We start from the raw sequence: 19,551 nt of genomic DNA, 5'->3' as shown, positions 1-19,551 counted from the left end.
CAACGCTTCAGATCCCGCGCCCTCCGTCTGTTCACCATGTCCACCCAGCTCACCCTTCAGGCGCCCCTGGAACTACCTCCCTCCGAGGTGACTCCTTACCTGGAACGCCTCTGGACCCACAACCTCGAGGGCTCCAGCGGCGCCGCCACCTTCACCCTGCTGGTCTGGGATCCGGCCTGGCTGGAGCAGCACCTGATCCGCACCGGCCGCCTCGATGGCCCGATCACCGGCCTGCTCAGTGACGACCTGGTGCGTGAGGCCGTCGCCGCCGTACCCGACTGCGGCCTGCCGCCCAGCACGGCCCCGCTGGCGCCGGATCTGGCCTGGTCCCTCGGCCAGCAGCCCGGCGATCGCAAGGCCAACGATCTGCGCGGCCGCCATGTGGATGGGGCGATCAGCGCCCACATGCCCCGTCGACTGATCACCCTGGCTCCCACCCTGGAGCCGGCCGAAGCCCTGGAGACCCTGGTGGCGGCCTACTGCCCCTTGCCTGAAGATGGCGGCACCCGACCGGCCTGCGGCGATGTGGTGGTGTTGCGCGGTGGCATGGCCGCCCTGCAGCAGGGCCTGGATCTGGTCAACCCGCTGGTGGGAAGTGATCTGCCCTGCTGGGTGTGGTGGAACGGCTACCTCGACGAAGCCCCCGAGATGCTCGAATCCCTGGCACCGGTGGCACGGCGGCTGATCGTGGACAGCTCCATGGGGCGGCCGCGGCGCTGCCTCGATGTGTTGGAGGAGCGGATCGAGGCCGGCCAGGCACTCAATGATCTCAACTGGCTGCGGCTGCGCAGCTGGCGCGAATCGCTGGCAATGGTGTTCGATCCCCCCAGTCGCCGGGATGCGCTCAACCATGTGGTGCAGCTCGACATCGACGTGGAAGGAACCCATCCGGTAAAGGGGTTGCTGCTGGCCGCCTGGATCGCCGATCGACTCGGCTGGCACCTCGAAAGCAGCTACCGGGTGGGAGGCGATGACCTCGGCGAGGGGATCGGCGCTGACTTTGTGCGCACCGATGGGGTGGCGGTGCGCTTCCGCCAGATGCCCGTACCGGTGGGCGTGCCCAAGACCCACCCGGGCAGCCTGGTGGGTCTGCGCCTGATCTGCGAACCGATCGGCCGACCACCTCTGTGCGTGATTCTCTGCTCGGAATCCGGTGGCTGCATGCGGCTCGAGGCCGGCGGTGTGGCCAGCATGGAGCTGGCTGAGGAGGTGGTGCCGGTGCCCTCGGAAAGCGAGGAGATGGAGGTGGCCCGCCTGCTGTCCGGCGGTCACGACAGCACCAACCCCCTGCTGGCCGCTGCCGCCCCTCTGGCTGCCAAGCTGCTGCCCGACTGAGCAACCGGCCCGGGGCCGGACATCCCAACCCCATGGCCTGCCTGATCGCCGCCCCCTCCAGCGGCAGCGGCAAGACCCTGCTCAGCCTCTCCCTGGCAGCACTGGCCCGGCGGCGGGGCCTGCGGATTCAGCCCTTCAAGGTGGGGCCTGACTACCTCGACCCGCAGTTGCTGACTCGTGTCAGCGGCCAGCCCTGCCGCAACCTCGACACCCTGCTGTGTGGCCCCGAGTGGGTGCGCCGCAGTTTCCACTGGCATGGCAGCCGGGCCGACCTCTGCCTGGTGGAAGGGGTCATGGGCCTGTTCGATGGCCGCGGCCCCACCAGTGCGGGCAGTTCAGCCGAGGTGGCCGACCTGCTGGATCTGCCGGTGGTGCTGGTGGTGGAAGCCTCGCGGCAGGCTGGTTCGATCGCAGCCCTGGTGCGGGGCTTCCGGGATCACGGGCCACCGCCGGTGCGGCTGGCCGGGGTGGTGCTGAACCGCGTCGCCAGCGACCGGCATCGTGCCCTGCTGCGGGAGGCCCTCGATGCCATCGCCGTGCCCCTGCTGGGGATTCTGCCGGTGTCGCCCGCCCTGGAGCTTCCCTCCCGTCATCTGGGATTGCTGCCACCGCAGGAAGTCAACGACCTGGACGCGCGGGAAGCGGCCTGGGCCGCGCTGGCGGAGCACCATCTCGACCTGGAGCGGCTCTGGCCGCTGCTTTCACCGCCGGCTGCCCTGCCCCAGCAGCAGGATCCGATCCGCTGGTGCCTCACGCCGGTGGCCACTGACTCTGCAGGGGACGCTCTCAAGGGCGCCCCCCTGCCGCTGGCGATCGCCAGCGATGCCGCCTTCCATTTCCGCTATCCGGAAGCCACCGAACTGCTGGGGGCCCTCGGCCTGGAGGCTCGGGCCTGGAGCCCGTTGGCGGATGAGCCCCTGCCAGCCGGCTGCCGCGCTGTGGTGCTGCCCGGTGGCTATCCGGAGCTGCACGCCCCGGCGCTGGCGGCCGCTCACCGCAGCCTCGGCGCCTTGAGGCAGGCCGCGGCCGCCGGTGTGCCCCTTGTGGCGGAGTGCGGCGGACTGCTGCTGCTGGGCCGCTCTCTGGAAGACCAGCAGGGTCGCCGCCATGGGATGGCGGGGCTGCTGCCCTTCTCGGCCCGTCGCGGCAGCCTCAGCCTCGGCTATCGGGAGGCCGTGGGGGAACGGGACGGGCTGCTGGTGCGCCGCGGAGAGCGGCTGGTGGGCCATGAATTCCATCGCTGGCAGCTCACAGATGATCCCGAAATGTCGCGCGACGTAGCCAGCTGCGACCGGCTGTGGCAGCTTGAAGGCTGGGGAAATCCGCGGAGGGCGGAGGGATGGACGAGCGGCACGATGCACGCTTCCTGGCTGCATCTCCACTGGGCTGGTTGCCCGAAGATACCGAGACGCCTGGCCGCCGCAGCCGTCCGCGCCGCGCCCCTGACACTTCGTCCAGTTTCGTGAGCCGCCGGGAGCCGCCCACGGCCTCACCCCTGATGCGCTGGCGCCTGATTGCCCAGGGTGTGGTGCAGGGGGTCGGCTACCGCGAGGCCTGTCGCCGCGCTGCGGTGGGCCTGGGTCTGGCTGGCTGGGTGCGGAACCGACCCGATGGCACGGTGGAGATTGAAGCGGAAGGCCAGCTCAGCCAGCTCAACGACTTCAGACTCTGGTGTGACAAGGGCCCGCTCCATGCCCGCGTCAACCGGGTGGTGACCAGCCAGATCCCGGTCACCGGCGAAGACTGGTTTGAGGTGCGCTCCTGATCGACTCCACCAAGGCGACATCCACAGGCTCCTCCTTGCCCGCTGCTGCGCCTCTGGAACTGTGGTTGCTGCGTCATGGCGCCACCGCCTGGGCTCGCAGCGGCCGCCACACCGGCCGAACCGATCTGCCCCTGCTGCCGGAAGGGGAGGAGGAAGCCCGTGCCCTGGAACCGCTTCTGGCTCGCTATCGCTTCACGGCGGTGCTGGTGAGCCCCTTGCAGCGGGCCTTGCGCACCTGCGAGCTGGCCGGTCTGGCTGGACAGGCCAGCCCCTGCGACGACCTTCAGGAGTGGGATTACGGCGCCTATGAGGGGATCACCACCGCCGAGATCCGCCGTTCCGTTCCGGGCTGGACGGTCTGGAGCCATCCCTGCCCTGAGGGGGAAACCCTGGAGGCCGTGGAGCAGCGTTGCCGGCGGGTGATCGCCCAGGCCGTTGCTCTGGCGGCAGCGCCGATCTCCGCTGGAGCGAACCCCGGGCCTGCCGCTGCCCCCACGCGGGTGGCCCTCTTCGCCCACGGCCATCTCCTACGCAGCCTTGCCGGCACCTGGCTGGGGCTGGGCGCGGCCGGCGGTTCCCTGCTGGCGCTGGACACGGCCTGTATCGGTGTGCTCGGTCAGGAACGGGAGCAACGGGTGATCCTGCGCTGGAATGCCCCGGTGCAGTGGCCCTGAAGGCAGCGACCGACCCATGTCCATCCTTGCTAACGCCGCATCGTCCGTTTCGTTGCCCGCCGCCCTGCTGGGCGAGCTCGGCGCCTTCGCACTGGCGGTGGGGTTCTCACCGGTCCATCTCGGGCTGCTGTTCCTGCTGCTGCTCGGTCCACACCCGCTGCGGCGGGGCGGCTGGTTCGTGGCGGGCTGGCTGTTCACCTCCGTGCTCACCGTGACTCTGCTGGTGACCATCGGGCACGGCCTGCTGCTGGGCATGGAGAAGGGCTCGGTCCATCGAACCGGCCTCGATCTGCTCGGAGCCGGAGCCCTGCTGGCCCTGGGCCTGCGCGAACTGCTGGGCCGCAGCGCCGCCGGTGATCAGCCCCCCAGCTGGACCAGCCAGCTGGACCGTTTCTGCGCCATGCCTCTGCCGCTGCTGCTGGGACTGAGTGGCGTGCTGCAGGTGATCAGCCCCGAAGACCTGTTCCTCTATGCCAAGACGGCCGGCAGCCTGCTGGCCTCCGGCCTGGGCCGGGGCCAGGAAGCGCTGATCACCCTGCTGTTCAGCCTTGCCAGCACCGTGCTGCTGCTGGTGCCCTTTGCCGCCGTGCTGCTGCTGGGCAGTGATCGTGTGCTGCCGCTGCTGAAGCGGGCCAAGACCTGGCTGTTTGAACGGGGCGAACTGATCGTGGCGGGGGTCAGCCTTCTGTTGGCTGGCTATCTCGGTTGGCAGGGCATTGACGGCCTGCTGCTGCCGATGAGCTGAGCAACATCTGCAGGTTGCAACCCCTCCGGGTTGCGACGTCTGCAGGAGACGTCATCCCCCCTCGAGCCAGCGTCGCCACTGCTCCTGCTCGGCGGGGTTGCCTGGACCCGCAGCCAGGGAGACCGACTCAGCGGCCCGACTCACCGCGACATAAATGAGCTGGCGCCGCAGCCGTTCATCCTGGGGCCAGAAGACATCCCCATCGACGAACACCTCGCCGAAGGTGCTGCCCTGGCTGCGATGGACCGTGAGCACGGCCGCCGGCCCCAGGGAGGCAAAGGCATCGCGCAACAGAAAGAACCGCCGCCAGAGCGCCTTGCCGCCCTTGCGGCCGGCCTCGCGCGCCTCCTGGCGCAGCTTGGTCAGCACCGCCTCGAGGGCCCCACGGCCGGAGGAGCCGATCGGCGGCAGCAGGCGCAGCTGCAGCTGGGTTTCACCCGCTTCCACCGCAGCCGTCAGGGTGTCGATCAAGGGTGCCTCCTCGACGCCGAAGTCGCGCAGATCGCAGCGCTCGGGCTGCACGTCCTGCACCACCAGCTCGCGGTTGGAGCCCAGCACCATGTCGGGCTCCTCTGCCGCCTCCGCCCCCTCGCGGCAGGCCGGTGCCATCACGGCGGTGCGACTGATCAGCACCTCACCGGGGAGCACCGGCAGCTGGTCGGCCATGCTTCCGTGCAGGGCTCGGCGGGCGATCGGCACCAGTTGCTCCAGCCGCCGGTTGGTGTAGCAGAGGATCCGGACCTGATCGGGGTCGGCCGTTGCGGCGGAGCCTTGCAGCGCCGCCTGGGCGGCCGTGAGCCAGGCGCGCCGGTCCAGCAACGCCACCTGTCCCTGGGGGCTGCACAGGGGCCGCAGGGGTGGCGGCTGGCGACAGGGCAGGGCTCCGAGCCGCACCCCCTCGGCCAGGCGCAGCACCGGTCCCTGATGGCGCACCACCTGCTGCAGGGCCGCTCCCTGGGCCCGCCCGATCGCGAACACCGGACTGCTCGGCTCCCCCACCGGCGGCAGCTGGGCCGGATCGCCCACGAACACCAACCGGGTGCGGAACGGATGGGCACAGCGCAGGGTGATTTCCAGCAAGGTGCCATCCACCATCGAGGCCTCGTCGACCAGCACCAGCCCCAGCGATTCAAGGGCGGCGGCGGTCTGCTCCGTTTCCTCGCAGCGTTCCAGATCCCGCTCCCGCCGCAGTTTCAGGCGCAGCAACCGGTGGATCGTGGAGGGATACCAGGTGGGCTGCAGGCCCTGCCGCTGCAGATGGTGACGCAGCACCCCCACGGCCTTGTGGGTCGGCGCCACCACGGTCCAGCAGAGGCAGGCGGCCTCCGCCAGCGCCAGAAACCGCATCGACAGGAAGGTCTTGCCGGTACCGGCGAAGCCCTGCAGCACGAAGGGGGTGCCGTCGGCGGGGGCCTCCAGCCAGGTGGCGAAGGCGGTCAGGGCCTGGTGCTGATCGGCGGTGAGCCCCTCGCCGTTGTCTGCGGGTGCTGCGGCGGCCGAGCTGCGGGAGGCTCTGCTCAACCCAGGCTGGCGGCGCCGCTCAGGGCATCAGCGATCCACGCCGCAAGATCGAGCGGAGAGCCCACCAGGCTGAGGCCGGGCAGGGCCACGGCCGGACCCATGACGCTGCCGGCCAGCACCTCGAGTCGGGTATGGCCGAGGTTTTCCTTGAGCGGCTTGATGGCAACATTGACATCAACGCTCCCCCCATCCCGCTCCAGCCAGAGGTGATCGGGCAGCCCATTGACCCGGCTGGCGATCTGCCCGGCGGCGCGGCGCACGCCGCTGGCGTCGTAGAGCACCACGAAGCAGAGGGCAGACGCCAGGGCAAAGAGGGGATCGGCAAAGCCGAGCTGCCAACCGATGGCGGCGGTGGTGCCGGTCATCAGCGCCGAATGACTGGAGGGCATGCCACCGGTCTCGACCAGCACAGCGGGCCGCCAGCGGCGGTGGACCACCAGTTCGATCACCAGCTTCGAGAGCTGGGCGGTGCCGCAGGCAGCCAGTCCCCAGGCCAGCACACCGTTGGAGAAGAAGGCCGTCGCCACGTTCGGATCGTGGGCTGCACTCATCGATCGCGACTGGTGATGTAGTCGGCCAAGGCCAGCAGTGGCGCCGCCTTGTCACGCCAGGGCTCGAGGGCGGCCTTGGCCTCGCTGACCAGGGCATCGGCCCGCTTGCGGGATTCCTCCAGCCCCAGCAGCTTGGGATAGGTGGTCTTGTCGGCGGTGAGATCCTTGCCGGCGGTCTTGCCGAGCACCTCGCTGCTGGCCGTCACATCCAGGATGTCGTCGATGATCTGGAAGGCCAGTCCGATGCCGCGGGCGTAGGTGCGCAGGGCCTCCAGCAACGGTTCCGGAGCACCAGCGATCAGGGCGCCGGTCAGGACGCAGGCACGCAGCAGGGCCCCGGTCTTGTGGAGATGGATGTACTCGAGCGTGTCGAGATCCACCTGCTTGCCTTCGCATTCCAGGTCCACCACCTGGCCGCCCACCAGGCCCGGGGCCCCGGCCGCCAGGCTCAGCTCGCCCACCACCGCCAGCAACTGGGCGGCAGGAACACCGGGGCTGCGCAGGGCCACCATCTCGAAGGCCCGGGTGAGCAGGGCATCACCGGCGAGGATGGCATTGGCCTCGCCATAGACCTTGTGATTGGTGGGGCGGCCCCGCCGCAGGTCGTCGTTGTCCATGGCGGGGAGATCGTCATGGATCAGCGACATGGTGTGGATCATCTCCAGCGCCACCGCCGTGGGCAGGGCCAGATCACTCGTACCGCCGGCCAGATCGCAGGCCGCCAGGCAGAGGATCGGCCGGAGCCGTTTGCCACCGGCCAGCAGCGAATACCGCATCGCATCCCGCAGGCTCTCTGGATGCTCCGGCCCCAGCGACCCATCCAGGGCCGCCTCGACCCTGTGGCGAGCTGCCTCCAGGTAGGCGGCGAAATCAAACTCCGTGCTCACCGCCACGGCCATGGGTTGCTGCGCACTGGCGGCGATTCTCTCAGGCCACAGCCCTGTCGCCACGTCTGGGCTCCTGCAGCGCGTGTGATCGCAACAGTGCGCAGTCCTCGCCTCAGGGCAGCAGGTCGGCCAGGGGCTGATCGAGGCCGCAGCGCTGGCACCAGCTGGTCACGGTGTTGACCAGCAACAGGGTCACGGTCATCGGGCCCACACCGCCGGGTACCGGCGTGATCGCGCTGGCGATCGGCTCCACCTCTTCGAAGCGCACGTCTCCGCAGAGCTTGGAACGGGCCTGAGGACCAGCCGACGGATCGGGATCAAGGCGATGGATACCGACATCCACCACCACCGCCCCGGGCTTGACGTGCTCCGCCCCGATCATCCGCGGCCGGCCTGCCGCCACCACCAGCACATCCGCCTGGCGGGTCAGGGCCGCCAGGTCGCTGGTGCGGGAGTGGGCCACGCTCACGGTGGCATCTGCCGCCTGGAGCATCAGCGCCATCGGTTGACCCACCAGGATGCTGCGGCCCACCACCACCGCCCGCTTGCCGCGCAGCTCCACCTGAGACCGAGCCAGCAGGGCCATCACGCCGGCGGGGGTGCAGCTGCGCGGACCAGGCTCGCCCTTGAGAAGCCGGCCGAGATTGAGCGTGTGCAGGCCGTCGGCGTCCTTCTCGGGATCGATCGCTGCCAGAAGGGGCCCCTCGCTCATGTCGGCCGGCAGGGGCAACTGCAGCAGGATCCCGTCCACGCAGGAATCGGCGTTGAGCTGCCGAATCGCGGCCAGCACTTCCGCAGCGGGGGTGCCGGCCGCCAGGTGGGTCAGGAAGCTGCGGATGCCCACACGGCCGCAGGCCTTCTCCTTGTTTGCCACATAGACGCCGCTGGCGGGATCGTCGCCCACCCGCAACACCGCCAGCCCCGGCGGCCTGCCGGCCCGCTCCAGCCGCTCGGCGATCACGTCGGCCAGGCGCTGCTCGATCTCCTGGGCCAGAAGGCGTCCGTCCAGACGGGTGGCCATGCACATCCGAGGCATCTCGCCATCCAGCTTGCCTGGGTTGTTCCGCCTCAGCAGTGCCCTCGCTAGCGTGTTGTCCATGGGGATTCGACAGCGTCGTGCCAGGACTCTGTGGCGACGATTCGTGCGCCTGGAATGCCCTCGACAGCCTCTGGCCACCTGGAGCCTGCAGGCCACAGCAGGTGTCCTGCTGATGTGCGTTCTGGTGGCGCTGATCACCAGCTGGCCCTGGCTCACCCAACCCAGTCTTCAGCCTGGATTTCCGGCCCCGTTCACGGCCCAGGCTCCCCGAGATGCCACCGTGGTCGACAGCGAGGAGCTGGAGCTGCGCCGCAGTCAGCTGGTGCCCCGCAGCCATGTGCAGGTGGTGGATGATCGGGCGACTCGTGAACTGAAAGACCGCCTGGAGCAGGAGCTGCGTCGCCTTCAGATCTCGATCACCTCTCCGCAACAGCGCCTTGGCGCCCAGACCCTCAGTCCAGACGAGCAGGCGTGGCTCGAATCGCTCACCCCGACCCAATGGACTGACTGGATCAAGCAGGTGCGCCAGGTGCAGGCCCGCATGCTGAGCCAGGGCCTGGTTGCGAGCGTGGCCGATAGCCAGCTCGCCAGTGCTGCTGGCCTTCACTTCGAGGGTTTGCCGAGTACGGGCCGCCGGCTGGCTGCGCGGCTGGTCTCGGAATCTGTGGCTGGTTACAGCAATCTTCGCACCGATGCGGCTCTCACCCAGCGCCGCATTGAAGATCTGGTGACCCAGCAAGGTGTTCCCACGATCGCCGTGAAGCGTGGTGATCTGATCATCCGTCAGGGAGAGGCGATCAGCTCGCAGGCTTACGACGTGCTCGATTACTTCGGGTTGGTGAGCCGCCAACCGAGGCCGTTGGCCTGGTTGCAGCACGTGACCGAGGCCATGGCCACCTGTGGGGTCATCCTCCTTGTTCTGCGCCGATGGCGGGCCCGGGCCGAACCGCGTCATGCGCTGCTCGTGCTGGGGATGCTGCTGGGGGTTCAGGCCTTCAAGCTCTGGCTGGGTCCGGCCGCCAGCCCGATGGCCCTGCTGGTGCCGCCCACCCTGCTGCTGGCAGAGGGCTTAGGCACTGTGGCGGGGCTGGCATGGCTTGCGGGGGCCTCCCTGCTCTGGCCGCTTCCACTTGATGCGTTGTTGAACGTGCGGGTCTTGCTGGCGGCGGCGATCGCGGCGGCGGCGGCGATCGTGGCCAGCCGCCAGCGCAACCGTGCGCAGCTGCTGCAGCTGGCGGTGTTGCTTCCCACCGCCGCCCTGGTGCTGCAATGGCTGCTGGTGCAGCTGGCCGGGCTGACGGGAGTCACGGATGGCCGGTTGCCAGACGCCGCCCAGCTGCTGAGTGAAGCATTGCTGATGGGTGGCCTGGTGATGGCTGGCGTGCTCCTGGCTCCGCTGGTGGAGAGCTCCTTCGGGTTGCTGACTCGGGCGCGACTGCTGGAACTGGCCGATCTGGAGCGGCCCCTGCTGCGTCGTCTCTCCTGTGAGGCACCCGGCACCTTCGAACACACCCTGATGATTGCCGGCCTGGCAGAGGAGGGTGCTCGGGCCATCCGGGCGGATGTGGACCTGATCCGCACAGGTGCTCTGTATCACGATGTGGGCAAACTGCATGCTCCGCAGTGGTTCATCGAGAATCAGGGAGACGGGGAGAATCCCCACGACGGCCTCAATGACCCCTTCCGCAGTGCTGAGATCCTTCAGGCCCATGTGGATGAAGGGCTGAAGCTTGCCCGCCGCTATCGCCTTCCCAGCCCCCTGGCGGACTTCATTCCCGAGCACCAGGGCACCTTAAAGATGGGATATTTTTTCTACCAGGCGCGAGAGCGGGATCCATCTGTTCCGGAATCCGCCTTCCGCTACCGGGGGCCGGCTCCGCGCAGCCCTGAAACCGCCATTCTCATGCTCGCTGATGGATGCGAGGCGGCGTTGCGATCTCTTCCCCCGGGCACCTCGGAGCAGGAGGCGGGCGCAATGGTGAGGCGGATCATCGAAGCGCGCCGCCACGACGGGCAGCTGGCCCGCAGCGGACTGGGACAGGCCGATCTGGAGCTGCTGGTGCGCGCCTTTGTACGGGTCTGGAAACGGATGCGACACCGTCGCATCCCCTACCCGATCCCCGCCCGCAAGGCGTACAGCGCCTGATCAGCAAACGCCGACGGTCACTCTTTCGGAATCTGGTCTGGGCTGTCTTCCTCGAATCGTTCCCAGGCCTCCAGCAGCGTGTAGGCCGCCAGCCGGCGATACCAGAGCTCAGGATCACCTCCCTGATCAGGGTGCCACTCCTGCAGCTTGCGGCGCCAGGTGGCCCGGATCACGGGCCAGGAGCTGCCTGGAAGGACACCAAGTTCGGCGCAGGCTCGTCGGTAACGATCATGGCCCGGCTGGGCGCGCTGGGGATCGGCTTCAGCATGGAGGGAGGATGTCGGAGGGCCGGAGGAAGGCGGGGGCTCGGACTGGGACCGATGGCGCGGCCGACGTTGCAACAGCGCACTCGAGAGACCCAGCAGGCCGCGGCTGATCAGCCCCGCGCCGGCCAGCAGGAAGATGGCCGGGGAGAACAGCATCACGGTGCTGTCGAAGGCCTGCTCGAGATTGCCGCTACGGCGAGCCTGCTCAGCCATCGCCAGGATGAACCGCGCCAGGACAGTCCCGATCACCATGCTGGTGAGCCCGATCAAGAGGGAGTCCCACCAGCGGGGCGGCGGGCGATGGTGGGCTCTGCTCAAGCGGCCATCCCATCCGGCTCGATCCCCGCAGGCTACCCATGACGATTCGGAGGGTTGGCGCCGCGGCCTCGGCTCAGCAGCATGGGGACAGTCCGGCGGCCAGCCATGGCGCTCAGCTTCGCGGAGCTCCAGGCCCAGTTGCGGCAGGGCTGGGGTGGGCACTGGGGCGATCACGGCGATCGGGCCGACGCCCGGTTCGATCAATTGGTGGTGCCGTCGCTCACCATGGAGGAGCACCAGATCCAGCTGGTGACCGGCGTCCACCACTACGAAGAACGCCAGCTCTTCAATCTGATCCGGCTGCGCCATCCAGGCGTGCGGGTGGTGTACGTAACCAGCACGCTGCTGCCGGAGCTGGTGGTGGATGCGGTGCTGGAGCTGTTGCCCGGCATGCCGGCCTCCCATGCCCGCCGCCGGTTGCACCTGTTCGACACCAACGACGCTTCGCCGCGGCCGCTCACCGCCAAGCTTCTGGAGCGGCCGGCCCTGTTGGCCCGCATCCGCGAGCAGCTGCGGCCAGGGCGCAGCTTTCTGAGCTGCTACACGGTGACCGATCTGGAGCGGAGCCTCTCCGAGCGCCTGCAGGTTCCGCTGCTGGGTTGCGATCCCGCCCTGGCCCACTGGGGCACCAAGGCCGGCAGCCGTGAGTTGTTTGCCCGCTGTGGTGTGCCCCATCCTCCGGGCAGTGGCGTGGTGTTCACCCTGGAGGATCTGGCGGCAGCGGCCGTGGATCTCTGGGATCACAACCCAGGGCTGCGGCGGTTGGTGGTGAAGCTCAACGAGGGCTTCAGCGGCGAGGGCAATGCCAGGCTCGATCTCAAGCCTCTGGATCTGCCCGGCCACAGCGCCGGCCAGCGTCTGGCCGTGATGCGGCAGGCCCTGGAGCGATTGCCAATGCCGAGCCAGCACTGGCTGGAGCTGCTGGCCCGGCAGGGGGCCCTGGTGGAGGCCTGGCTGGAGGGGGGCGAGCAGCAGAGCACCCCCAGCGTGCAGGGCATGATCCATCCCGATGGCTTCGTGGAGGTGCTCTCCACCCATGAGCAGCGGCTGGGCGGCAGCTCCGGCCAGACCTTCGAAGGCTGTTCCTTCCCTGCCCATGCCGCCTACCGCCAGCCGTTGATGGAGATGGGCCGGCTTGTCGGGGAGGCCCTCGCCGCCGAAGGGGCGCTGGAGCGCTACGCCGTCGACGTGGTGGCCCGGAGGTTTTCAGGCCATTGGGATCTTCAGGCCATCGAGGTGAATCTGCGCCAGGGGGGGACCACCCATCCCTTCATGGCCCTGCGCCACACCACCAGCGGCCGGCTCGATCCCTCCACTGGCGCCTTCCTCTCCCCCTCAGGCCAGGCCCTTTACTACGAAGCCACCGACAATCTCTGCGATCCCCGCCTGCGGGGGCTGCTGCCGGAGGATCTGATCGATCTGGTGGCCGAGGCGGGGCTGCATTTCGATCCAGCCCATCTGCGCGGCAGCCTCTTCCATCTGCTCGGTTGCCTGTCGCAATACGGCAAGCTCGGCATGACCTGCATCGGCCGCAGCCCCGAGGAAGCCGCTGCGGTGTATCAGGGCACCCAGGAGGCCCTGCTGCGGGGGGCGGGGCGATTGCAGGGCTGAGTCTGGGCTGGGCCGAGCCATTGCAGAGCTCAGCCATGGGTGGCCAGGGGAGAGGCGACCGGCCAGGATCGAACCAGACACGCCGTTTCGCCGCGATGGCACCCGCCTCCAGCAGTCGAAGCCCCTCCCTGCCCGAGGCACCCCTGTGGGTTCCCTGGCTTCTGGTGGGCATCTCCACGATGCTCGTGGTGCTGTTCGTGGTGATCCTCGGCAAGTACCGCGAGCAGAGCCGCAGCCTGCGCCAGCTGCGCGATCGGGTCGAAGGGCTGGAGCACTCCCGTGCCCTGGAGCGCACCACGATTCTGGAACAGCAGCTGCGCAGCACCTCCGAGCGGCTGCGCAAGCTCGAGTCCCTGGAGGGTTCGATCGCCAATCTGCAGGGACAACAGGATCGCCTGCGCGTCGAAGTCCGCCAGATCAGCCGGCGCCAGGTGGCTCCCGAACTGGAGATCCCTCCGGCTGTGGAGGCACCGGCCCCATCGAGCCCAGCCCCAGCTCCGTCGGCCTCATCGACGAGCCGGCCAGCCAATCCGGGTGCCAATCCCTGAAGGGGTCAGCCCTTGACCGCGTCGCCGCTGGCGTTGGGAAGGATGTAGCGCTGCAGGCCGATGAACAGCACCAGGACCGGCAGAATCGACACCACCGAGCCTGCAGCCACCAGGCGCCAGTCGAGGGAGAAGCTGCTGGCCAGTTGTTGCAGCCCCAGCGGCAAGGTGTAGAGCTGAGGGTCGTCGAGAATCACCAGGGGCCAGAGAAAATCGCTCCAGGTGCCGATGAACACGAACATCGCCAGGGTGATCAGATCGGCGCGGGCCGCCGGGATCATCACGTTCCACCATTCGCCCAGGGGGGTGCAGCCGTCGATCCGGGCTGCCTCTTCAAGCTCCACGGGCACCCCCAGGAAACTCTGACGCAACAGGAAGATGCCGAAGGCGGTGGCCGCCTGCGGCAGGATCAGGGCCCAGAGGGTGTTGCGCAGGCCGATCTGCACCATCAGCAGATACAGCGGAATCATCACCACCTGGAAGGGAATCAGGATCGTGGCCACCACCAGGGCCAGCACGAGGCCGCGACCGGCGAAACGCAGCCGGGCCAGGGGATAGGCCGCCAGGGAGCAGAACAGCAGATTGGCCAGCACCGCCAGGGCACTGACGATGGCGCTGTTGCGCAGGTAGAGACCGAGCGGATTCTCGGTGAACAGCCGCCCATAGGCCTGCAGGCTCGGCTGGGCCGGCAGCAGGGCCGGAGGGCTGGTGAAGATGTCCTCGGCGGGTCCCTTGAGCGACGTGCTCACCAGCCACAGCAGGGGCAGCAGCATCAACAGGGCCACCAGCAACAGCACCGCCAGCTGCACGCCATGGGTGAGGGAGGGACGGGACCGACCGCTGGCGGAACGGGACATGGCGCGGCGGTTCGGGGGTCCCTGAAGCGGCTGAAGGCTAGCTGGGTCCACACCGCCTCAACGCTGCGCTGCCTGCCACCTCCCTGGCCTCAAGCAGCAGGTCGCCCAGCGCCACAGCTCAGAGCAGCAGGCGCAGCCTGCATTAGCTCCAGCGTTGCAGCAGCGGCAGGGAGCGGCCCATCGATCTAGAGCCTCGGAATCTCGGCCACCGGCAGGGGCGCTTTCTGGGGATGCAGAGGGGCTCGCTGGGCTCCTGCCACGAGGCGGTTGAGCGCGTTCACGAAGGCCTGGGCCGCTGCCACCACGATGTCGGTGTCGGCGGAATGGCCGGAGTAGAGCACCCCGGCGGCCCGCAGGCGAATCGTCACCTCGCCCATGGCATCGATGCCCTCGGTGACCGATTTGACGCTGAATTCCACCAGCTCATTGGGCACCCCGGCCAGCCGGTTCAGGGCCTGACAGACCGCATCCACAGGACCGGTGCCGATGGTCGCCTCGGTGCATTCGGCGCCATCGGCCGTCTGCAGGGTGACGGTGGCCGTGGGCTGCAGCCCCGTGCCGCAACTCACCTGGACCCGCTTGAGGGTGAAACGCGCCTCATCCTGCAGCTGCACCTGCTCGCTGACGATCGCCTCAAGGTCGCGGTCGCTGATCTCGCGCTTGCGGTCGGCCAGCTCCTTGAAGCGGGCGAAGGCGTCGTCGAGATCCTCGCGCTCAAGAGTGTAGCCGAGTTCCTCCAGTCGGGCGCGAAAAGCACTGCGGCCGGAGAGCTTGCCCAGCGAGATGCGGTTGTCGCTGAGCCCCACGGTGCGGGCGTCGATGATCTCGTAGGTGAGGCGATTTTTGAGCACGCCATCCTGATGTATGCCCGATTCGTGGGCGAAGGCATTGGCCCCCACAATCGCCTTGTTGGGTTGTACCGCCATACCGGTGAGATTGCTCACCAAGCGCGAGGTCTTGGTGATCTCCTCCGTGCGGACGCCCGTGAGCGGTTCAGTGCTGTCTGCCGGACGGCCCAGGAAGGGGTTGAAGTAGCTGCGCCGCACGTGCAGGGCCATCACCAGCTCCTCAAGGGAGGCATTGCCGGCCCGCTCGCCGATGCCATTGATCGTGCATTCCAGCTGGCGGGCGCCGTGCTTGACGGCCTCGAGGAAGTTGGCCACGGCCAGGCCGAGGTCGTTGTGGCCGTGCACCGAGATCACGGCCTGGTCGATGTTGGGCACGTGGGCATTGATGCCCGCGATCAGCTGACCGAATTCCGACGGCGTGGCATAACCCACCGTGTCGGGGTTGTTGATCGTGGTGGCCCCGGCCCGGATCGCCACCTCGATCACCTGGTACATGAAGTCCGGATCGGAGCGGCCGGCGTCCTCGCAGGAGAACTCGACGTCGTCGACCAGCGAGCGGGCGTACGCGACCATCTCAGCGGTGATCGCCAGCACCTCGGTGCGGGATTTGCGCAGCTTGTGCTCCAGGTGGATGTCGCTGGTGGCGATGAAGGTGTGGATGCGGCGGCGGGCCGCCGGGGCCACGGCGTCGGCACAGGCCTTGATATCGCCCTGGGCCGCGCGGGCAAGGCCGCAGATCACGGGTCCCTCGGGGGTGCCGACGCTGGCAGCGATGCGCTGCACGGCGTTGAAGTCGCCGCTGCTGGCGAAGGGAAAGCCGGCCTCAATGATGTCCACACCGAGCCGGGCCAGCTGCTGGGCGATGGCCAGCTTCTCCTCGAGGTTGAGGCTGGCACCGGGCGACTGCTCGCCGTCGCGCAGGGTGGTGTCGAAGATCAGCACCCGGCCAGGATCGCGGGCCATGGCAGTTAAGTCGGAATGAGTATGAGTTGAGTGGAGTCTAGGGGGTCGCCTGGGCCGCTCCCTGGCGCTGGAACACGGGCGCCTGCAGGGCCTCAGCCTTTTCGAGGCGCTCCCGCAGGCTGGCCAGGTCCACGAAGCGATCGGCGGCGTTGCGCAGTTCCCGGGCCACCATCCCCTCGGTGCTCATCACCACGATGCGCAGGCCCCGGGCCCGCAGCACCTCCACCAGCCGCTCCAGGTCACGACTGCCGCTCAGCAGCCAGACCTCGTCGGTGCGGCCGGCCACCGCCATCAGATCGATGGCGATCTCCACCTCGAGATTGGCCCGTCCGTAGTGACGGGTCTCGGCGTCGCCTCCGCCGAACTCCCGCAGGGGCCTGGTGCGCACGGTGAATCCCAGGCTGGTGAGGGCGTCCCGGAAGGGGCGCTGATCGGTGTGATCCTTGAGACCCGCGTACCAGAAGGCGCTGGCTGGTTCCCCACCCGCCTGCTCGCGGGCCAGCTCCAGCAGGCGGCGGGGATCGAAGAACCAACCCAGCTTCTGCTGGGCATAAAACATGCCGTGACCGTCAACCGCCAGGACCAGCTGCATGGGGTGGAGGGCGACAACGTTCAGCCTAGGGGCGAGGCCTACACTGCCCGCATCGCCGCAAGCCCATGGCCGCAGGGAATCTGGCCCTGGTGCTCCACGCCCATCTCCCCTACGTGCGCTCGGGGGATCCGGGATCCCTGGAGGAAGACTGGTACTTTCAGGCGCTGCAGGAGTGTTACCTGCCGCTGCTGGCCATGCTGGAGGCGGCCGCGGCTGACCCGCAGCAGCAGCCGCGCCTCACCCTGGGGCTCTCCCCCACCCTGCTGTCGCTGCTCTGCGACGCCGATCTGAACGCCCGCTTCCCGGCCTGGCTGGAGCAACGTCAGCAGCTCCTGGCTCTGGCGCCATCCACGCACCGGGACGCGGTTCTGGATCTGGACATGCGCCTCCAGGCCGCAGCCGACCAGTTCCGGGCCAGCGGCGGCACCCTGTTGCCCCGTTTTCGGGCCCTGCAGCAACGGGGGGTGCTGGATCTGATCACCTGCGCCGCCACCCACGGCTATCTGCCGCTGCTGCGCCACACCCCTGAGGCGGTCCGGGCCCAGCTGCTCACCGCCATCCGCGAGCACCAGCGCCTGCTGGGGGAGCGTCCCCTCGGCATCTGGCTGCCGGAATGCGCTTACTACGAAGGTCTCGATCAGGTGATGGTCAGCGCCGGCCTGCGCTACTCCCTGCTCGACGGCCACGGTCTGCTGCATGCGCTGCCCAGACCCCGGTACGGCGTCTATGCGCCGATCTGCTCGCCGGCGGGTGTGGCTTTCTTCGCACGCGACAGTGCCTCCACCCTGCCGGTTTGGAGTGCGAGCGAGGGGTATCCCGGTGATCCGGTGTACCGCGAATTCCACCGCGATCTCGGCTGGGATCTGAGCGATGAGGTGCTGGACGAGGCCGGCATCACCAGTCGCCGGCCGCTCGGTCTGAAGCTGCACTGTGTGAGTGGCCGCGACTGTCCTCTCGATCGCAAGCGTCCCTATGACCCCGCCGCGGCCCAGACTCGCCTGGCGGAGCATGCCGCCGCCTATCTGGCCGGCCGCACGGATCAGCTGCAGGCCCTGGGCTCGGCCATGGACCGGCCGCCATTGCTGGTGGCACCGTTTGACGCGGAACTGTTCGGCCACTGGTGGTTCGAGGGGCCGGGGTTCCTGGCGGAGCTGTTCCGGCAGGCGCCTGGCAGCGGTGTGCGCTTCTGCCACCTGCGCGAGGTGCTGACCGGTGGGGATCAACTGCAGGTCTGCCGCCCCTCTCCCTCCAGCTGGGGCCAGGGGGGGTATCACGACTACTGGCTGAACGACACCAACGCCTGGGTGGTTCCCCAGTGGCATCGCGCCTCCCAGGCGATGGTGCGGCGGGTGAACCGCGGCGTGGGCAGCGAACATCAGCGCGATCTGCTCACCCAGGCCGGCCGGGAGCTGCTGCTGGCCCAGAGCTCCGACTGGAGCTTCATCCTGCGGGCCGGCACCACCACCGATCTGGCCCGTGAGCGCATCCACCGCCACCTCGATCGCTTCTGGCGGTTGATGGAGGCGATCGATCAGGGCAACGAGCTGAGTGGCAGCTGGCTGGCGGCGGTGGAACGGGAAGATGGCCTTTTCCCTCTGCTCAATGCCGCCGACTGGTCCAGCATCCCCTGATCGGTTGCAGGAACCGTGAGGCTCAGAGCGTAAGCACCCGGGTGAGCAGATCCGCCTCGCGTCCGCGGGGCTCCATCAGGCCCCAGCGCACGTCCCAGGGGGCAGATCCGTACAGCTTCAGCATGGCCCCCACCAGCTCCGGCAGCGGCAGGGTGTTGGTGAGGAAGCCATACCACTGCCGATTCGGCAGGTGGAAGAAGGTCTCGAAGAAGTGGCAGATCTGCTCCTCGGGAAACCGCATCAGCTTCTCGAGGCCGAACTGATACAGGGCATGCTTGCGGCGCAGCTCCTGCGGCCAGAGGGCTCGCCAGGAGCGCCGGGCCAGCTCCGCCGTGGGGCACTGCGCATCCGCCAGAGCTTCGGCCATCGCCTCGGCCAGCACCGGCGCCCGGCGCAACAGCGCGCCCACCATGTAGCCCGAGGCGGGATGGACCATGCTGGCGGCCCCGCCAAAGCCCACCACGGGTTGATCCAGGTCAGGCAGCGGCAGATTCATCGGGAACAGGCAGAACTCCTCGTGATGGATCTCCTGCACCGCCACGCCGCGATGGCTGAGGCGGCGTTGCAGGCGCTGTTTCAGCACGGCAAAGGGAACGGCCGGAGCCAGCGCGAGGGAGGTCTCCTCCACGAAGAACACGCCATCGCCCAGATCCATCGCGTAGAGAAAGGTGGGCGGTTGCTGCCGCTCCTCCGGCGCGAGGTGGTCGGCGCGGAAATCCATCAGCACGAACTGGCTCGGATCCACCGGTGGCGCCGAAAACCGCCCCACGATTCCGTAGGCGGCCTGGCCGGCCACGGGCCCCCGATCGGGCCGCCGGACGAACACCGGCTGATGGCCGCTGGCATCCAGCACCAGTCGAGCCCGCAGCTGGCTGCCATCGGCCAGGCTCACCGTGGATTGGTGGGAGCCGTGCTCGATCCGGGTCGCCTGGCCGCACTGCCACACCACGCCGGTGGCGCGACCCTGCTCCAGCCAGTGCTGCTGCAGCCTGTGGCGATCGAACAGGCCATAGTCCCGCTCGTGGCTGAGGGGTTCGGGCCCGAACCAGCTCACCGTGTTGCTCCAGCGGTGGGCCAGCAGATGGCTCATCCCCAGGCTGTCCACCTCCTCGCCCCAGACCCCGTAGGTGTTCTCCCAGGGGGTCTCAGGGGGCTGAGGCGCCAGGGCGATCACGTTGACGCCGCACCTGCCGAGGGCGGCCGTGATCGCCAGCGCCGCCGGTCCGCTGCCGATCACCAGGACATCGACCATGACGG

Annotated in this window: 18 protein-coding genes; 9 read left to right on the top strand and 9 right to left on the bottom strand. The window is 68.7% G+C overall.

All coding sequences use genetic code 11. The features are described 5' to 3' along the window. Window positions 1-36 precede the first annotated feature (36 nt). The 5 genes from H8F24_RS11300 to H8F24_RS11280 are packed head-to-tail and all read left to right on the top strand — an operon-like array spanning window position 37 to window position 4,519. On the top strand, window positions 37-1,335 hold the full coding sequence (locus H8F24_RS11300; RefSeq protein ID WP_197153958.1) for a glucose-6-phosphate dehydrogenase assembly protein OpcA: 1,299 nt from the start codon (window positions 37-39) through the stop codon (window positions 1,333-1,335). 32 nt (window positions 1,336-1,367) lie between these two features. Beyond that, window positions 1,368-2,801: a cobyrinate a,c-diamide synthase gene (locus H8F24_RS11295; RefSeq protein ID WP_197169706.1), complete on the top strand. Its 1,434-nt coding sequence runs from the start codon at window positions 1,368-1,370 to the stop codon at window positions 2,799-2,801. Next, window positions 2,798-3,100, top strand: a complete 303-nt coding sequence (locus H8F24_RS11290) for an acylphosphatase (protein WP_231597765.1) — start codon at window positions 2,798-2,800, stop codon at window positions 3,098-3,100. Before H8F24_RS11295 ends, H8F24_RS11290 begins: the two co-directional genes overlap by 4 nt. Window positions 3,101-3,135: 35 nt before the next feature. Beyond that, window positions 3,136-3,774 carry a histidine phosphatase family protein gene (locus H8F24_RS11285; RefSeq protein ID WP_231597764.1) on the top strand — a complete coding sequence of 213 codons (639 nt, stop codon included), beginning with the start codon at window positions 3,136-3,138 and terminating at the stop codon, window positions 3,772-3,774. 16 nt (window positions 3,775-3,790) lie between these two features. Beyond that, window positions 3,791-4,519, top strand: a complete 729-nt coding sequence (locus H8F24_RS11280; protein WP_197169705.1) for a GAP family protein — start codon at window positions 3,791-3,793, stop codon at window positions 4,517-4,519. Between the two features lie 51 nt (window positions 4,520-4,570). On the opposite strand, the gene H8F24_RS11275 is transcribed toward H8F24_RS11280, so the two are convergent. The 4 genes from H8F24_RS11275 to folD form a co-directional block, all read right to left on the bottom strand. Further along, a complete protein-coding gene (locus tag H8F24_RS11275; protein WP_197153955.1) occupies window positions 4,571-6,040 on the bottom strand; it encodes an AAA family ATPase in 1,470 nt (489 codons plus the stop codon). Next, window positions 6,037-6,591 carry a divergent PAP2 family protein gene (locus tag H8F24_RS11270; protein ID WP_197169704.1) on the bottom strand — a complete coding sequence of 185 codons (555 nt, stop codon included), beginning with the start codon at window positions 6,589-6,591 and terminating at the stop codon, window positions 6,037-6,039. The genes H8F24_RS11275 and H8F24_RS11270 overlap by 4 nt, the downstream gene beginning before the upstream one ends. After that, entirely contained in the window at window positions 6,588-7,490 is a 903-nt protein-coding gene (gene crtE / locus H8F24_RS11265; RefSeq protein ID WP_197159146.1) for a geranylgeranyl diphosphate synthase CrtE, read from the bottom strand. The genes H8F24_RS11270 and crtE overlap by 4 nt, the downstream gene beginning before the upstream one ends. Window positions 7,491-7,590: 100 nt before the next feature. Next, window positions 7,591-8,499 (bottom strand): bifunctional methylenetetrahydrofolate dehydrogenase/methenyltetrahydrofolate cyclohydrolase FolD, encoded by a 909-nt coding sequence (gene folD / locus H8F24_RS11260; protein ID WP_197153953.1) that lies wholly within the window; start codon window positions 8,497-8,499, stop codon window positions 7,591-7,593. Window positions 8,500-8,575: 76 nt separating this feature from the next. Here folD and H8F24_RS11255 point away from each other — a divergent pair, with 76 nt between their 5' ends. Then, the gene (locus H8F24_RS11255) at window positions 8,576-10,663 is read left to right on the top strand and encodes an HDIG domain-containing metalloprotein (RefSeq protein ID WP_197169703.1); all 2,088 of its coding nucleotides are present in this window, start codon (window positions 8,576-8,578) and stop codon (window positions 10,661-10,663) included. 17 nt (window positions 10,664-10,680) lie between these two features. Here the strand turns inward: H8F24_RS11255 and H8F24_RS11250 are convergent, their stop codons facing one another. After that, on the bottom strand, window positions 10,681-11,247 hold the full coding sequence (locus H8F24_RS11250) for a hypothetical protein (RefSeq protein WP_197169702.1): 567 nt from the start codon (window positions 11,245-11,247) through the stop codon (window positions 10,681-10,683). Between the two features lie 105 nt (window positions 11,248-11,352). Here H8F24_RS11250 and H8F24_RS11245 point away from each other — a divergent pair, with 105 nt between their 5' ends. Continuing rightward, on the top strand, window positions 11,353-12,858 hold the full coding sequence (locus H8F24_RS11245; RefSeq protein ID WP_197169701.1) for a peptide ligase PGM1-related protein: 1,506 nt from the start codon (window positions 11,353-11,355) through the stop codon (window positions 12,856-12,858). Window positions 12,859-12,953: 95 nt separating this feature from the next. Next, window positions 12,954-13,406, top strand: a complete 453-nt coding sequence (locus H8F24_RS11240; protein ID WP_197153949.1) for a hypothetical protein — start codon at window positions 12,954-12,956, stop codon at window positions 13,404-13,406. Between the two features lie 5 nt (window positions 13,407-13,411). On the opposite strand, the gene H8F24_RS11235 is transcribed toward H8F24_RS11240, so the two are convergent. The 3 genes from H8F24_RS11235 to H8F24_RS11225 all read right to left on the bottom strand — a co-directional run bounded on the left by H8F24_RS11235 (window position 13,412) and on the right by H8F24_RS11225 (window position 16,663). Further along, window positions 13,412-14,260, bottom strand: a complete 849-nt coding sequence (locus H8F24_RS11235; protein WP_197153948.1) for a carbohydrate ABC transporter permease — start codon at window positions 14,258-14,260, stop codon at window positions 13,412-13,414. A gap of 185 nt (window positions 14,261-14,445) precedes the next feature. Then, entirely contained in the window at window positions 14,446-16,071 is a 1,626-nt protein-coding gene (locus tag H8F24_RS11230; RefSeq protein WP_197169700.1) for a 2-isopropylmalate synthase, read from the bottom strand. A 37-nt stretch (window positions 16,072-16,108) separates the two neighbouring features. Further along, the gene (locus H8F24_RS11225; RefSeq protein ID WP_197153946.1) at window positions 16,109-16,663 is read right to left on the bottom strand and encodes an NYN domain-containing protein; all 555 of its coding nucleotides are present in this window, start codon (window positions 16,661-16,663) and stop codon (window positions 16,109-16,111) included. A 65-nt stretch (window positions 16,664-16,728) separates the two neighbouring features. Between H8F24_RS11225 and H8F24_RS11220 the strand changes: the two genes are divergently transcribed. Beyond that, window positions 16,729-18,294 carry a glycoside hydrolase family 57 protein gene (locus tag H8F24_RS11220; protein ID WP_197153945.1) on the top strand — a complete coding sequence of 522 codons (1,566 nt, stop codon included), beginning with the start codon at window positions 16,729-16,731 and terminating at the stop codon, window positions 18,292-18,294. A gap of 22 nt (window positions 18,295-18,316) precedes the next feature. Here H8F24_RS11220 and crtL read toward each other — a convergent pair whose 3' ends face one another. Beyond that, on the bottom strand, window positions 18,317-19,546 hold the full coding sequence (crtL, locus tag H8F24_RS11215) for a lycopene beta cyclase (RefSeq protein ID WP_197169699.1): 1,230 nt from the start codon (window positions 19,544-19,546) through the stop codon (window positions 18,317-18,319). Window positions 19,547-19,551: the final 5 nt, after the last annotated feature.

The sequence above is a fragment of the Synechococcus sp. CBW1002 genome (assembly GCF_015840915.1).
In the GTDB taxonomy this organism is placed as follows: Bacteria; Cyanobacteriota; Cyanobacteriia; order PCC-6307; family Cyanobiaceae; genus CBW1002.
The sequence above is the reverse complement of the archived record's forward strand: the minus strand, read 5'-3'. Positions and strand labels throughout refer to the sequence as shown.